The sequence below is a fragment of the Aeromonas enteropelogenes genome (assembly GCF_000819845.1).
GTDB lineage: Bacteria > Pseudomonadota > Gammaproteobacteria > Enterobacterales > Aeromonadaceae > Aeromonas > Aeromonas enteropelogenes.
Map to the genome: position 1 here is coordinate 53,984 of NZ_CDCG01000004.1, position 15,247 is coordinate 69,230.

The 15,247-nt window shown below is 60.7% G+C and carries 13 protein-coding genes and 1 tRNA gene; 5 read left to right on the forward strand and 9 right to left on the reverse strand.

The features are described 5' to 3' along the window. Positions 1-39 precede the first annotated feature (39 nt). Both BN1123_RS01470 and pepA read right to left on the reverse strand, forming a co-directional pair. Positions 40-495 (reverse strand): DNA polymerase III subunit chi, encoded by a 456-nt coding sequence (locus BN1123_RS01470; protein ID WP_042025010.1) that lies wholly within the window; start codon positions 493-495, stop codon positions 40-42. Positions 496-669: 174 nt separating this feature from the next. Next, on the reverse strand, positions 670-2,178 hold the full coding sequence (gene pepA, locus BN1123_RS01475; RefSeq protein WP_026455991.1) for a leucyl aminopeptidase: 1,509 nt from the start codon (positions 2,176-2,178) through the stop codon (positions 670-672). A 172-nt stretch (positions 2,179-2,350) separates the two neighbouring features. On the opposite strand from pepA, the gene lptF reads away from it, so the two are divergent. Both lptF and lptG read left to right on the forward strand, forming a co-directional pair. Beyond that, on the forward strand, positions 2,351-3,463 hold the full coding sequence (lptF, locus tag BN1123_RS01480; RefSeq protein WP_042025011.1) for an LPS export ABC transporter permease LptF: 1,113 nt from the start codon (positions 2,351-2,353) through the stop codon (positions 3,461-3,463). 257 nt (positions 3,464-3,720) lie between these two features. After that, complete coding sequence (gene lptG / locus BN1123_RS01485; protein ID WP_042025012.1) at positions 3,721-4,791, forward strand: LPS export ABC transporter permease LptG; 1,071 nt, start codon at positions 3,721-3,723, stop codon at positions 4,789-4,791. Between the two features lie 64 nt (positions 4,792-4,855). On the opposite strand, the gene BN1123_RS01490 is transcribed toward lptG, so the two are convergent. Continuing rightward, positions 4,856-5,389, reverse strand: a complete 534-nt coding sequence (locus BN1123_RS01490) for an RDD family protein (RefSeq protein WP_042025013.1) — start codon at positions 5,387-5,389, stop codon at positions 4,856-4,858. A 143-nt stretch (positions 5,390-5,532) separates the two neighbouring features. Here BN1123_RS01490 and BN1123_RS01495 point away from each other — a divergent pair. Further along, a tRNA-Leu gene (locus tag BN1123_RS01495) sits at positions 5,533-5,618 on the forward strand. Between the two features lie 237 nt (positions 5,619-5,855). Here the strand turns inward: BN1123_RS01495 and BN1123_RS01500 are convergent. From BN1123_RS01500 to BN1123_RS01520, 5 genes are all read right to left on the reverse strand, one after another. Beyond that, positions 5,856-6,536: a PepSY-associated TM helix domain-containing protein gene (locus tag BN1123_RS01500; RefSeq protein WP_224212428.1), complete on the reverse strand. Its 681-nt coding sequence runs from the start codon at positions 6,534-6,536 to the stop codon at positions 5,856-5,858. A 4-nt stretch (positions 6,537-6,540) separates the two neighbouring features. Then, complete coding sequence (locus BN1123_RS01505; RefSeq protein ID WP_042025167.1) at positions 6,541-8,583, reverse strand: TonB-dependent receptor; 2,043 nt, start codon at positions 8,581-8,583, stop codon at positions 6,541-6,543. A gap of 221 nt (positions 8,584-8,804) precedes the next feature. After that, on the reverse strand, positions 8,805-9,842 hold the full coding sequence (locus BN1123_RS01510; protein ID WP_042025015.1) for an acyltransferase family protein: 1,038 nt from the start codon (positions 9,840-9,842) through the stop codon (positions 8,805-8,807). Between the two features lie 224 nt (positions 9,843-10,066). Then, positions 10,067-10,978 (reverse strand): D-alanyl-D-alanine endopeptidase, encoded by a 912-nt coding sequence (pbpG, locus tag BN1123_RS01515; RefSeq protein WP_042025016.1) that lies wholly within the window; start codon positions 10,976-10,978, stop codon positions 10,067-10,069. A gap of 327 nt (positions 10,979-11,305) precedes the next feature. Further along, positions 11,306-12,367, reverse strand: a complete 1,062-nt coding sequence (locus BN1123_RS01520; RefSeq protein WP_042025018.1) for a porin — start codon at positions 12,365-12,367, stop codon at positions 11,306-11,308. 219 nt (positions 12,368-12,586) lie between these two features. Here BN1123_RS01520 and glpX point away from each other — a divergent pair, with 219 nt between their 5' ends. Both glpX and BN1123_RS01530 read left to right on the forward strand, forming a co-directional pair. Continuing rightward, positions 12,587-13,597 carry a class II fructose-bisphosphatase gene (gene glpX, locus BN1123_RS01525; RefSeq protein ID WP_026457183.1) on the forward strand — a complete coding sequence of 337 codons (1,011 nt, stop codon included), beginning with the start codon at positions 12,587-12,589 and terminating at the stop codon, positions 13,595-13,597. A 158-nt stretch (positions 13,598-13,755) separates the two neighbouring features. Next, positions 13,756-14,007 (forward strand): YkgJ family cysteine cluster protein, encoded by a 252-nt coding sequence (locus BN1123_RS01530; protein ID WP_042025019.1) that lies wholly within the window; start codon positions 13,756-13,758, stop codon positions 14,005-14,007. Between the two features lie 67 nt (positions 14,008-14,074). On the opposite strand, the gene BN1123_RS01535 is transcribed toward BN1123_RS01530, so the two are convergent. Further along, on the reverse strand, positions 14,075-15,238 hold the full coding sequence (locus tag BN1123_RS01535; RefSeq protein WP_042025020.1) for a heme biosynthesis HemY N-terminal domain-containing protein: 1,164 nt from the start codon (positions 15,236-15,238) through the stop codon (positions 14,075-14,077). Positions 15,239-15,247 lie beyond the last annotated feature (9 nt).

Here is a 15,247-nt window from a genome sequence, read left to right on the forward strand (position 1 = left end):
ATTCTGGTGTTGATTCGTCGTGGATCACAGGCGGCGCAGTCAGGGCTGCGCCGGATCCGGTGCGGCAAGGACGGGCTGATCCCTCATCTCGAGGGTATGGCCCGCTTGGCGATAGTGCTTGTAGCGCTCGCGGGCTTGCTGCTTTTGCGTTTCGTCAGTGGGGACAAAATCTACCACTTGAGCGAAGTGTCCTGCAAACAAAGGTGTTTCTCTGGCCAGATTGACGAGGCGGGCGTAGCGCCGCTTCGGCGGCTGGTGGCCTATCTCCACCGGTGCCTGGCCGCTCTCGCCCTGCAGCTGGTGCGGCACGAAGCGATCCGGCGGCAGCTGCCACAGCAGTTCGTCCAGGCGCAGGGCCTGGGCCTCGTCATCGCAGAACAGGTAGAGGTGGCCCGTGCTCCAGGAGTCGGCCGCCAGTTGGCAGACGAATCGCTCGACGGCACTGCCCCGCTCGTCATCCTGTTCGCTCATCAGGTAAAAAGTCACTTGGCTCATCAGGTGGATCCCGTTTTGCGGTGACGGAAAATTGACCGTCGCCGAGGCTGACAGGGTATTGTCCTGTCGGCGGCTCACTGACACAAGAATGAAACAAGGAAGAGGCGAGCCTCTTCCTTGTGGTTCGGGGTAACGCCAACCCCATTGATGCACGCATCAGATGGGGCAGGAGAGTTACTCTTTCTCTTCGATATCCACGCCGGCCCGGTTCAGCAGGAACTGGGTCAGCAGGGGTACCGGACGACCGGTGGAACCCTTCTCCTTGCCACTCTTCCAGGCGGTCCCGGCGATATCCAGGTGGGCCCAGTTGTACTTCTTGGTGAAGCGCGACAGGAAGGCGGCGGCGGTGATGGTGCCAGCCGGACGACCGCCGATGTTGGCCATGTCGGCAAACGGGCTGTCGATCTGCTCCTGATACTCGTCGAACAGGGGCAGGCGCCAGGCACGGTCACCGGCTTGTTCGGAGGCGTTGAGCAGCTCGTGGGCCAGCGGGTTGTGGTTGGCCAGCAGACCCGAGGTGTGGTGACCCAGGGCGATGACGCAGGCACCGGTCAGGGTCGCCACGTCGATCACGGTATCCGGCTCGAAGCGATCGACATAGGTGAGGGCATCGCACAGTACCAGACGGCCTTCCGCATCTGTGTTGAGCACTTCGATGGTCTGACCGGACATGGAGGTGAGGATGTCACCCGGACGATAGGCGTTGCCACCCGGCATATTCTCGCAGCCTGCCAGCACGCCGATGACGTTGATGGGCAGCTGCAGCTGGGCCAGGGCGTGCATGGTACCGAGCACGGAGGCGGCGCCGCCCATGTCGTACTTCATCTCGTCCATGCCGTCCGCCGGCTTGATGGAGATGCCGCCGGAGTCAAACGTCAGTCCCTTGCCCACCAGCACGATGGGCTTGGCATCCGGATGGCCCTTGTATTCGATGATGGCCATCATGGCTTCGTTTTCGGAGCCGCGGGCCACCGCCAGGTAGGAGTTCATGCCGAGCTCGGCCATCTCCTGCTCGCCCACCACCTTGGTGGTGATGTTGTCGAAGGCATCGGCCAGACGACGGGCCTGGGAGGCCAGATAGGCCGGGTTGCAGACGTTGGGCGGCATGTTGGCCACGTCGCGGCAGACCCGCACCCCTTTCGCCACGGCCAGACCGTGGGCGATGGCTTTTTCGCCTATGGTCAGCTCGCGACGGGTCGGCACGTTGAACACCAGCTTGCGTAGCGGGCGACGGGGTTCGGCCTTGTTGGTCTTGAACTGATCGAAGCTGTAGAGGCCCGCCTTGGTGGTTTCCACCGCCTGGCGCACCTTCCAATAGGTATCCCGACCCTTGACGTGCAGCTCGGTCAGGAAGCAGACCGCTTCCATGGAGCCGGTTTCGTTCAGGGTGGTGATGGTCTTGTTGATGATCTGCTTGTACTGGCGCTCGTCGAGCTCGCGTTCTTTACCACAGCCCACCAGCAGCACACGTTCGCTGAGCACGCCCGGAACTTGATGCAGCAGCAGCATTTGACCCGGTTTCCCTTCCAGGTCACCACGGCGCAGCAGCGAGCTGATGTAGCCATCGCTGATCTTGTCCAGTTGTTCGGCAACCGGAGAGAGACGACGGGGTTCGAAGACGCCGACGACGACGCAGGCACTGCGTTGCTTCTCAGGACTGCCACTCTTTACACTGAACTCCATGGAATCTCCTACATCCTAAAGACAAAAGGCACCTTTTATTGAATAATGCGGTGCTTGTTGGGGTATCAGAGGCGGAGCGAACAGCCACTGGCTCCGCAGTTCAAACTGGTAAAAATCCAGTATACGGCCCTATTTTTCAGGCATTCGACTAAAAACACAAGTTTACTTGGGAATGACTGTGATCGTTTTCCGATATTTGTTCAGGGAAACCCTGAAAACCCAGCTGGCAGTGTTATTCGTATTGCTGCTTATCTTTGTCAGCCAACAATTCATCAAGATCATTGGCGATGCCGCCGATGGTGAGGTGCCGACGCGCCTGGTCTCCACCCTGCTGCTGCTCAACCTGCCGAACATGGCCTTGTTGATGCTGCCAATCAGCCTGTTTTTAGCCATCTTGTTTGCCCACGGTCGTCTGTACGCAGAAAGCGAGATGACAGTGATGCATGCGGTGGGTTTCAGCCACCGTTTCGTGATGCGCAGCGCCATGTTGCTGGCCCTGCTGACCGCCGCCGTGGCCGCCTTCAATACCGGTTGGGTAGCCCCGCTGGCCAAGGAGCGGGAATACCAGGTGATCGACGAATTCAAGGCTGATCCCGGGGTCTCCTTCCTGCAGGCCGGTCGTTTCATGGAGCTCGACAAGGGGCGGCTGGTTGCCTACATCCAGGATTTGAACGAAAACGGCTCCAAGTTGCAGAAAGTCTTCGTGTTGCAGCGGGCTGAGGGGAACAAGCCTCCTTCAGTTGTCGTTGCGGACGAAGGTGTAGTGAGCGTTGATGATGACGGGCTGCAATGGCTGACTCTGAAGGATGGTTCCCGTTACGAGGGGCACTTCTCCGGCAAGCAGTTCCAGATCTCCGATTTTCGCGAGTATGGGCTGGTCGTCCGTCAGCAGGAGATGGAACACTCCAATCGCAAGGCGGCCGCCAAGGCGACCGTGGAGCTGTTGGGGACCCAGGACAACAGCCTGATGGCGGAGCTGCAGTGGCGCATCTCGCTGCCCCTCTCCATTCCGGTGCTGACCCTGCTGGTAGTGCCGCTGGCCAGGGTCAACCCGCGTCAGGGGCGCTATGCCAAGTTGTTGCCGGCCATCCTGCTCTATCTCTCCTATTTCCTGCTGCTCAGTGCCGCCCGTTCGGCCATCGACAGCGGCCGTCTGCCCCACTGGCCCGGGATGTTCCTGGTGCCGCTCGCCTACCTGCTGTTCATCGGCCTGCCTCTCAACCTGCAGGGCACCAGCTGGTGGAACCGGGTAAAGGGTCAGTATTTCAAAAGAAAATCAGCATGATGCTGCAACATAGGAACTTCTGCTGATGTTTGGCATTCTCGACAGACATGGCGACCGGATCACTTTGATGTCGCACCCGCTCTATGCGCCTGTATTTGAGGGAAAAATCAGCATGATGCTGCAACAGGGGAGTCTCTGCTGATGTTTGGTATTCTCGACAGACATGGCGACCGGATCACTTTGATGTCGCACCCGCTCTATGCGCCTGTATTTGAGGGAAAAATCAGCATGATGCTACAACAGGGGAGTCTCTGCTGATGTTTGGCATTCTCGACAGATATATCGGCCGGATCATTTTCATGTCGATCCTGCTGTGCGAAGTGACACTGGTCGGCCTGGCTGCGCTCATCAAGTATGTGGAGCAGCTCAAGTCGGTTGGGGACGGCAACTACGACATGGTCAATGCGCTCTATTTTGTGCTGCTCTCCATGCCGAAAGAGGCCGTGCTCTTCTTCCCGCTGGCGGCCCTGCTGGGCGGTCTGATTGGTCTGGGCCAGCTCGCTACCAGCTCAGAGCTGGTGGTGATGCAGGCGGCGGGTCGCTCCAAGATCAGCATCGTTATGGCGGCGCTCAAGACGGCCATTCCCCTGATGATAGTGGTGGGCCTGATGGGCGAATACGTGGCGCCCATCGCCAAGCGGATGGCGGATGACATCAAGGCGGGAGCCCTGTCGGAAGGGCGCCTGACGGTTTCGGCCTATGGCGTCTGGGCTCGCGATGGCAACAACTTCGTCAATATCAATGGGGTGCGCAACGATGGCGCCCTGACCGGCATCACCCTCTATCGCTTCACTCCGGATCGCAAGCTCATCGACGTCATCCAGGCGCAGGAGGGCGTGTTCGAGCAACACCACTGGCTGCTCAAGCAGACGCAGGTGACCCGTTTCGATGACCCGACCCGGATCCAGAGCGAGCAGCATGAGAAGATGGAGTGGCGCTCCGAACTCACGCCCAAGCAGCTGGGGGTGGTGAGTGTCGATCCGGAGAACCTCTCGGTCTCCGGTTTGCAGGACTATATCGGCTATCTGGATGCCAACAAGCAGGATGCCGGTCGCTACAAGCTGGAGCTGTGGCGCAAGCTGCTGTCACCTCTCTCCGTGGTGGCGATGATCCTGCTGGCCTCCTCTTTCATTTTCGGCCCGCTGCGCTCGGTGAGCATGGGGGCACGGATGCTGATGGGGATCATGACCGGCTTCGCCGTCTACGTGAGCGATCGGGTGTTTGGCCCCGTCAGCCTGGTCTATTCGGTGCCCCCTATTCTGGCGGCCGTGGCCCCCAGTTTGCTGTTTGGTGGCATCTCCTTCTACATCCTCAGTCGCAAGCAGTAACGCGCTGTTTGAAATGCAAAGAGGGCACCCATCGGGTGCCCTCTTTCGTTGCTGCCGGTGTGAATTACTTGTTCAGCAGCTCCAGGTTGGCCTGTTTGTCCAGCACCACGACCCTGCATTCGGCCCAGATATCCTGGAAGGCACGCGGCTCCTTGCGGTTGAACAGGCACATCAGGTTGCCAAGACCGAAGGCGGCTGTGGCGAGGCGGATCAGCGCCTGGGTGATGCGAATGTTGCTGCCATCTTCATTCTGGATGCGCAGACGCCAGGCGCGCATGCCGATGGTCTGGCCGGCGCGGGTCCAGAACCAGGTGTAGAAGCCGCAGATGACGAAGGCGAGCCAGAGGGTGTAGATCAGGCTGTAGCGGTGGCGGGTCAGCAACCAGAGGGAATCTTCCCCTGCCGGCACGCTGGCCATGCCGGTCACCAGCAACAATTTGGCCACTGCCATGCCGATGAAGCCGGCAATGATGAGCAGGGAGGTCACCACCAGGGAGTCATAGATCAGGGCGCCGAGACGGCGCAGCAGCCCGGCAGACGGGTAGCTTGGTGTAGTGGAAGAGGGGGGCGTTTGTTGGACTTGTTTGCGCTTGGCCATCGTTTTTATTCCATTAAGATGATGGCGGCATTCTATGTAACTGATCCTGCATCGGCAAGGCGTTGAATAAATGAACAAATAGGCGTGGGCAATAGAAAAACACCTTGCATGGTATCGCGCCATTCGTATAATTCCCCGCAGTTGCCCGGGTGGCGAAATCGGTAGACGCAGCGGATTCAAAATCCGCCGGTGAATAACCGTGTCGGTTCGAGTCCGACCCCGGGCACCATCAAATTCATGACAAAAGGCCATCAGCAATGATGGCCTTTTGTTTTTTTGTGCTCCGCGTTTGTTCCGTACCGCCAGCACCATGGTGAGTTATCCCGTTATCCCGTTATCCCGTTATCCCGTTATCCCGTTATCCCGTTATCCCCACCTTTCGTGTCTCCTGCATCGCTCCTCGAATAGCCGATAAATAGCGACATTTACCCGCAATATCCCGTCACTTTATCTTTTTTCACAACTATCACCCCAGCAGAGCAAACAGCAGGGTACCGAGTGTGCCGGCCAGCGTCATCAGGACGAGGATCCCGGGCTTGCCATGGAGCTTGGTCCACATAAACAGGCTGGTGAGGGCGAGCAGCAGCAGGGCCAGTGCGGCCAGATCGCCAAACAGCTGCCAACCGAGGCCGGTGCCCATGCCCCGATGCAGTCGGTTGAGGCTGGCGGCAAAGTTGGCCTGCTGCAATTCGGTGCGCACCAACAGGGTACCTTCCACATAGCTGGCGGCGACGCTTTGGGTGAGGGTGACCGCGCGCATCTCCCAGCGAGCGGGCAGGGTGAGCGAGCCGGTTGGGGTGGGCAGGGTCTGGGCCGGCGTGATCATGGCGTGCCCTTCGTCAAAGCCGTCCGGATAACGCTGGCGCAGCAGGGATTGCAACGCCTCCGGGCTGGTCAGCGGCGCGTCCAGTGCTATCTCTTCGCTCGACTTCTCGGTATGGGGGCCCGGAATGGGCAGGACGGCCCTGTGTTGCAACCAGAGGCCGGTGAGACCGTAGATCAGCATCAGGGTGAGGGTGAAAAAGCCGGCCCAGGCATGCAGGCGGCGCACCCATTTGTTGTTGTGAAGGGGAAGTCGGTGTCGTTTCATGGTGTGGCGCGTCATAAAAAACTGGCCAGCATACGCCGGCCAGTGGGTCTGGGTGATGGGATCAGAAGCGATAGCTGCCGGTCAGGTGCAGCTGGCGCGGCGTGCCCGGCATGATCTGGCTGGCACTGGTGGAGCTGACGAAGTAGTCGTGGTCGGTCAGGTTTTCGGCACTCAGCTGGGCCTCCCACTGCTGCCAGCGATAGCCAACGCGGGCATCGAAGCGGGCATAGCCGGGCAGGGTGGTGGTATTGGCGTTGTCGGCGAAGCGATCACCCACGGCCGTCACCCCGGTTTCGCCGAACCAGCCCAGCTTGCCGCTTTGATAGCCGACAAACAGTTGGCCATTCTGGCGTGAGACGTTGCTCGGGCGCTTGCCTTGCAGATCCGCGTCCGCCTTGACCTGCTCGGCATCCTGGATGGCGACGCCGCCGCGCAGATAGAGCTCGTCCGTCAGGCGGGCATGGGCGCTCAGTTCGACACCTTCGGTGCGCTGCAGACCGGTGAGGATCACCCTGGTGGGATCCAGCGGATCCTTGCTGCGCTTGTTGTACATCTCCAGCCGGTAGAGGGAGAGGGTGGTTGCCAGGCGGCCATTCAGCCAGTCGCTCTTCACGCCACCCTCATAGAGGCGGGTGTTCTGGGGATCCAGGTTGTTGTTCTGGTCTCCCGGCGTCAGCCCAATCAGTTCGCCACCCACAGGGGTGAACGTTTTGCTGTAGGAGGCGTAGAAGGCGTGCTCCTCGAGAGGATTCCATACCAGTCCCAAGCGCGGGCTCAGGCTGGTGACCGAGCGGGTCTCTTCCTTGTTGAGGTCGTTGCGGCGGCTGGTGACGGTAAAGTCGTCACGGCGCAGGCCACCGACCAGATGCCAGTCGCCCAGGGTGAGTTGATCCTGCAGATAGAGGCCGACTCCGCGCACCTTGTGGCTGGCATCGCTGGCGAGCTTCATGGCGCCGTCATGGCGGGGCAGGGCCGATGGATGATAGAGGCTGCCCGCCGGGATGGGGGTCGCATTCTGGTAGAGCTTGGGGGTGCGCTCCTGCCAGCTCTGCTCCAGGCCGACCAGCAGACGATGGCCGACGGGACCAGTCTGCAGCTGGCCTTCCGCTTCTGTGTTGCTGATGAGGCTCCTGGCCTGCAGATCCTGCTGCCAGCGGGCGCGGGTCACCTTGTCCCCTTTCACACTGGTGACATAGGTGTTGTCAAACTGGCTGTCGAGGGTGCTGTAGCCGAGTTGCTGGCGCAGCTGCCACTGCTCGTTGATATCCCAGGTGAGGCGGGAGCGGGTGGATTGCGCCACGTCGTCGATGAAGTCGCGGCTGGTGTCGCTGTAGACGAACTCCCGCGGCACATCGGCCGGATGGCCGTTGACGCCGGGGATGCCGCGATCCGGGGTGCGATCATGCTCGTTGCGCTCGTATTGCACCAACCAGTTCAGGTTGTCGCTGATCTCCCAGTTGACGGAGGGGGCCAGCAGGGTGCGTTTGCCCTCCACACCATCGCGGAAGCTGTCGGTATCTTCCTGGGCCAGGTTGAGGCGCAGCTGCACCCGCTCGCTCGCTTCTCCGTTGAGGTCAGCGGCCAGACGCTGGCTGTCAAAGCTGCCCAGCCTGGCGGTGACGCTGGATGCCTGTCCCTTCTGCGGCGTCTTGCTGACCCGGTTGATGATGCCCCCCGTGCTGCCACGGCCGTAGAGCACGGCCGCCGGCCCCTTGAGGACCTCTACCCGCTCTATATTGCCGAGATCCCGGGTGTACTGCATGTCATCGCGAAAACCGTCGAGATAGAAGTCGTTGCTGGCACTGAAGCCACGGATATTGACGCTGTCGAAGCGGGTGTCGCCGCTGGCGTTGACCCCGGGAATGCCGCTCAGGGCCTCGCTCAGGGTGGGCTGGCCAAAGGCAGTCAGCTCGCTGGCCGAGACGCTGTCGATGGTCTGGGGGACCAGCTTGGCCGGGGTATTGGTGCGGGTGGCGGTGGCTACCTCTTGATGCTGGGTGCGTTTGCCTACCACTGTCAGGGTTTCATCGGCGGCCTGAGCCTGAAACGCCGAGCCAAACAGAGCCAGCGAAACCAGGGTTCTGCGAAAATGAGGGTGCTGCATGTTCAATGTTGATTCTCTAAATGTCGACCGAACGGCCTGAACTTGTTGATTTAGTTGTAATTAATTTTGACCCACACAAATTGGATCGCAATGATATTGATTTTCATTTATGTGGCAAGTGAATTTGGGGAGATAACGGGGGCGTTCGACGAAGGGTGAGATGAGTGGATAAAAAGGAAAGGTGCATCCAGCCCCCTGCGCAGGAGGCCGGATGCCGAGGGTCAACGGATATGCAGCAAGCGGACGGTGAATACGTTGCTGGATAACAGTCCATAGGCCAGCAGAGAAGCACCGAGCAGCAGCGGCACCTTGGTGATCTCCCACAGGAGGGACGCCTCCTGCGGGCCGAATACGAACAGCCACACCACCAGGATCATGTGCAGGCAATAGAGTCCGAGCACCTTGGGGGCCTGGCGTTCCAGCCAACTGCCACGTCCCCAATCCGGGTTGGCCAGCAGCAGGCCAAACAGACCGAGAGCCCAGGGCACGGAACCGTGCAGAAAATCGTGGCGAGTGAGCGGTACCTGCGCCAGCTGATTGAGGGCGATAGCCTCCAGCGCATAGAGCCCCAGCCCCATGACCACCAGTCGGCGGCTCATCCGTGTCGTGGGTTGCCAGGCTCGCGCGCGCAGCCTGGCCCCCAGAGCGACGAACAGCAGGGAGAAGAAGGGGCCGTTGCGGGTCAGGATGGGCCACTCGGCCCCCAGCAAGGGCTTGGCATAGGAACCGCCCAGCAGCGCCAGCAGATAGAGCAGGGCGCCTAAATAGAGTGCCAGCGCCGGTTTGCCCAGCCACTGGCACAGCGCCAGAATGCCCACGGCCAGCACCAAGGCGGGCAGGAACCAGAGGTGGATCATGCCGCCGACCAGCCAGTCGTTGAGGGGATCGCCGAGCTGGAATTGCCACTGCCCGCGCAGGGAGGCCAGATAGCCCTGATTGACGGCCTCCAAGGGGTTGAACGGCAACAGCAGATAGAGAAGGCTCCAGGCCAGCCAGAGCAGCAGCAGGGGGCGGCAGTAGCGCCAGGCCACGCTCAGCGGTGCGGCGCCAGTCAGCTTGGGTTGCAGGAAATAACCGGCGCAGAGGAAGAACAGGGGCACGGCGAAGCGGCACAGCTGATTGATGAGCGCGCTGAGCCAAGGATAGGGAGCGCTCCCCCACAAGTCGGGGTTAAACGGATGGGCGAAGGGAGAGACATGGATGGTCATCACGGCCAGGATGGCCAGCACCCGCCCGCACTCGATACTGGATATTCGCATGTTTGCTCGGCGTCACAGGGTTGTGCCGGTACGCTAAAAGAGCCGCTCCATATTTTCAACCAGTTGATTTTACTAGTGTGAGTCTCGTTGTTGAGTCGTTACGTTTTGTAACCTGAAGGGGGCTGGTGTCCCCCGTGACGAGACCCGGATCCCGTCAGGGGGGCGAGCGTCAGGCATGAAAAAGCGAGGCATTTGCCTCGCTTCCTGATGTCGTCATGGGGATCTTATTGGCTGCTCAGCATGGCATTGCTGTTGGAGGCCAGCGTGGTGCGGCCCGAGGTCTCCAGCCAGGTCCTGATCCGCTTGGCATCGGCAACCCTGTCATTGGTGGTTTCGGCATTGAGCAACACAATGATCACGGGTTCATGATTGACCCTGGTCCCCAGCACCAGGCAGCGGCCCGCCTCGCGGATATAACCGGTCTTGGAGAGGGTGAATTCCCACTGCCCCTCGCGGATCAGTCGGTTGGAATTGAGGTAGTGCAGCTGGCGCTTGTTGGTACGCACATAGCTCTGATCGTCGGTGGAATACTGGCGGATCAGTGGATAGGCGGAGGCGGCGACGGCCAGCTTGGCGAGATCCTGGGCGGTAGAGACATTGCGCGGATTGAGGCCTGTACTGTCGGCGTAGCGGGTGTTCCACATCCCCAGCATGCGGGCCTTGGCATTCATCGCCTCGATAAAGGCACGCTGCCCTCCCGGATAGTGGCGGGCGAGGGCCGAGGCGGCGCGGTTTTCCGACGACATCAGGGCGATGTGCAGCATTTCGGCCCGGCTGAGGCGAGTACCGATGGCCAGTCGTGAGCCCGTGCCCTTGATGCGGTCTATGTCGGCATTGGTGACCGTCAACGTCTCGTTGAGTCGCTGGTTCGCATCCAGCACCACCAGCGCTGTCATCAGCTTGGTGAGGGAGGCGATGGGCATGACCCGGTTGCCATTGCGCTCGGAGATCACCTCGCCGGTTCTGTGGTTGGCCACCACGAAGGCGGCCGAGCTGAGGTTGGGGATGTCCCGTCGTTCGAGAAAGCCGCCGTTACCGTGACCGCTGGCGGAAAAAGGGTTGGCATGGGCACTGTCCATAGTGGCCGGCAGCATCGCTGCGCCAAGCAACAGGGGGAGGAGGGAACGCATCATCATGATCTGCTCTACCGGACGAAATTCAGGGATAACTCGCTAAGTTATATGTCGCGAATTGACGCTTCACAATGCTTCTTGCCTTGATCCTGACAATTTACTGCTTTAAGCCGTCCGTTCAGGGTTTGGGTGGATTTTAGTGAGTCTTTTTTTGGCGGAAATGATGCGAAAAAGGGACCTCATGATGCTCTTGCGGTCACTGGCGGTATTGCCGAACAAAAAGAGTTTTTGGCAAGGATCCGGATAGAGGGACGAGAGGGTGCTGAGATAAATGCCGCGTAATAAAAAAGCGCGATGGCAGGCCATCGCGCTTGATGCCGGGAGGCTCGATCAGAAGTCGTAGCGGGCCGCCAGCTGGAAGTCATCCTGGTTGGCGGTCGCCTTGTTGGCCACGCTGTCCAGGTTGTTGATGCGGTACTCGCCGATCACCCGCAGGTTCTTGTTGAACTTGTACTGGGCGCCCAGGGTGTAGTAGTCCACGTTGTCCTTCTTGGTGCCGGCCTTGTCCTGCTCCTGCTTGTTCCACAGGGCCATCAGACCGAAGCCGTTCTCGAAGTTGTAGCCCAGTGCGGCTTCCCAGCCGGTATGGTCGGTGCCGGTGGCCAGAAAGTCACTGCCATCGGCATAGCTCAGGGCGGCATAGGCGGCCTTGTTGTCGAATTTGGCGGAGATCAGCCACAGCTTGGCATCCTCTTCACCGCTCTTGTCACGCAGGCCGACGTTGTAGGCGGTACCCAGCGACAGATTGAACGGGAAGGTGTAGGCCAGGGCAGCGCCATAGGCGGCATCGCTATCCTTGCTGGTGGTCTCTTCGGTGTCACCGCCATCGAACTTGTAGCTGGTATCGATCTGGAAGCCGTTGAACAGACCGGAGTATTTCAGCACCGAGCCGGCCCGGTTGGTGGCGAAGGTATCGGTCTTGGCGCCCAGCGCATCGTTGCCATAGCCATCGGAGAGGGAGACGTCAGTCCAGTCAGCCAGGAAGCCAGGTGCCCCCTTCTGGCGACCGAAGGTGACGCTGCCCCAGTCAGCCCCCACCCCGGCAAAGGCCAGACGGGTGCGCAGGTTGTCCGAGTTTTCGCTGATGGTCTTCTCGCTGTCGTTGATATACATCTGCACTTCGTACTGGGCCAGCGCCTTCAGACCCGTGTTGATCTGGGTCTCGGCCTTGGCGCCGAAGCGCACGAACTGGTTGGCGCCCTGCTTGGCACTGTAATCCTTGGTGCCGTTCGGGTTGGTGGCGTCGACACCTTCCTTCTTGTCCCCGAAGAAGTGGCCGGCATAGATGCGGCCATACAGATCCACCATGGTGGTGTCGTTTTTGTACACTTCAACGGCTTGAGCCTGGAACGCGGCGGTCAGCGCCATGGCCACTACAGTCAGCTTTTTCATCTTAATCCCTTGTGTTGCAAGCTTTTGTTTTAAAGACGGGGCCATGCTAGGGAGGCGGTGTGACAGCGAGGTGACGAAGAGATGAAGAGGCGGTGTCAGTTTGATGTCATCTGGATGAATCGCCCCCTTTTCGTGGCGTAGGCGCCACTTTTATGCGCAAAGGTTTGCCCTTGTGGTAGAATGCCGCCCGTTTTTCGAGCTCCATAGGTTGGATATGCGATGAGACGTGAACTGGCAATCGAGTTTTCCCGAGTGACGGAAGCGGCAGCACTGGCTGGCTACAAGTGGCTCGGACGTGGTGACAAAAATATCGCTGACGGGGCGGCCGTTGCGGCCATGCGCCACATTCTCAACCAGATCGAGATCGATGGTGAGATTGTGATCGGCGAAGGCGAGATCGATGAAGCGCCCATGCTCTACATCGGCGAGAAGGTGGGCACGGGTCACGGTGACGCGGTGGACATCGCGGTCGACCCCATCGAGGGCACCCGCATGACCGCCATGGGGCAGGCCAATGCGCTGGCGGTGCTGGCGGTCGGTGACAAGGGATCCTTCCTCAAGGCCCCCGACATGTACATGGAAAAGCTGATCGTCGGGCCCAAGGCCAAGGGGGTGATCGATCTGGATCAGGCTCTCGAGCTGAACCTGAAAGCGGTCGCCAAGGCGCTGGGCAAGCCGCTCTCCCGCCTGACCGTCATTACCTTGGCCAAGCCGCGTCACGACAAGGCCATCAAGGAGATGCAGGGTCTGGGTGTGCGGGTGTTCGCCATCCCTGACGGCGACGTGGCCGCCTCCATCCTCACCTGCCTGCCGGATAGCGAAGTCGACATGCTGTACGGCATCGGTGGTGCGCCGGAAGGGGTGATTTCCGCGGCGGTGATCCGTGCCCTGGATGGCGACATGCAGGCTCGCCTGGTGCCCCGTCACCGGGTCAAGGGCGACAGCCCGGACGTACGCGAACTGGGCGAGCAGGAGATTGCCCGCTGCGAAGCCTTGGGCATCGACGTGAACAAGGTGCTCAAGCTGGAAGACATGGCGAAGAATGACAACGTCATCTTCTCCGCCACCGGCATCACCAAGGGGGATCTGCTGGAGGGCATCACCAGCGACGGCATCATGGCGACCACCGAGACCCTGCTGATCCGCGGCAAGTCCCGTACCATCCGTCGTATCAAGTCGATCCACTATCTGGAGCGTAAAGACAGCGTGGTGCGTGACATCATTCTGTGATGCCGATGCATTGAGCCGACTGGTTTGCTGCAAGCCCGATCGTCGAACGATCGGGCTTTTTCATGTCTGCCCGCTACTTTTGTCGATCGGCTTGGGCTATGGTGGCGGCACGGACCAGTTGGCATGGTGCCGGGTTAACGGCCACGGGAGGTGGTGATATGGAGTGTCGTGCCGGTTGCGCTGCCTGTTGCATCGCCCCCAGCATCAGCAGCGCGATTCCGGGCATGCCTGACGGCAAGCCGGCCGGAGTGCCTTGCGTGCAGCTCGACGAGCATCTGGGTTGCAAGATCTTCGAGTCGCCGGAGCGCCCTGCCGTGTGCGGTGGCTTTCGCCCGATGGCGGATGTGTGCGGCAGCCACAGGGCCGAGGCCATCTGGCTGATCGGCGAGCTGGAGCGGCTGACGAGCTGAGTTCTGAACAGAGTCGCAGATAAAAAAGAGGCCGCATCATGCGGCCTCTTGCGTTGCTCTTTGCCGATCAGATCCCGGCCAGTGCCAGGGCCTGACGGTAGTACTCGTTGGCCTTGTTGGTGAGGCGACGCTTGTCCATCAGCTGACCCAGGGCATGGTAGGCGGCAGCGCTCGGAGCCCGGGCCACCTCCTGCTCCAGCAGCTTCTGGGCCTCGTCCAGCTGGCCGGACAGCAGGTAGAGCTGGGCCAGCGCGGTGTCGGCCTCGGGCTGGCCCTGCATTTTCTGCAGTTGCGCTAGCAGCGGCTGGTAGTTGTCGAGCTTCAGCCTGGGCAGTCGAGCCAGCAGCTGCGGCATGGCCTGTTTGCGCAGTGCCTCCTGCCACAGGGTGGCTGCCTCGCCATCGGCACCCAGCTGGCACAGCATGTCGCCGTAGCGCACCAGCAGCTCGGGCTCCAGGCGCAGTTTGCGGGGCAGCTCCTGCCAGGTCGCCTTCAGGGTATCGAGGGACTCGGCGGCTTGCTGCAGGCGGCCACTCCAGGCTTGTTGCAGCAGATCTTCTTCCTGCTTGGGCGTCAGTTTGCCGACCTTGTGCAGCACCGGGATCAGGTCGCATAGAGCGCTCCAGTCCTGGCGTGCCTGGTGTACCTGGCGCAGCTGGTCCAGCACCATGGGGTGGCGCGGGTTGAGGGCGTAGACGGACTCCAGGGTTGCCAGCGCGGTGTCGTACTGGCCCTGTTCGATCTGTAGCTGGGTCTGGGTCAGAGTCAGTGCCAGCTCGGCCTTGGGGTTCTCCTCCTGAGCCTTTTGCAGATACTGGTCGCGGCGGGCATCGTCACCCCTGGCCTGGGCCGCCTTGGCGGCGCTCAGGTAGTTGAGCAGCGGGGTGTCGCTGTTGCTGGCGCCCTTGATGAGCAACTTCTCGGCCTGGCTGTATTGGCCCTCGGCCATCGCTAGGGTGGCGGCCACCGTCTGTTGGTTGGCCTTGCGACGACGACGGGAGCCATACCAGCCCAGCGTCTTGCGGCGCAGACCGAACACCCGGCCCAGGATCCACTCCACCAGCAGCAGGGCGCCGTAGAAGAGGATCGCCAGGATCACCGCGCTGGTGACGGAGGATTCGATGGTGTAGTTGCCAAGGGCAATCAGCACGTAGCCCTTGTTACCCGAGGCTTCCGGGCCAAACATCAGCCCTGCGACCATCACGGCAACCAGAATGATTATACGGATCATGGTGCCCTC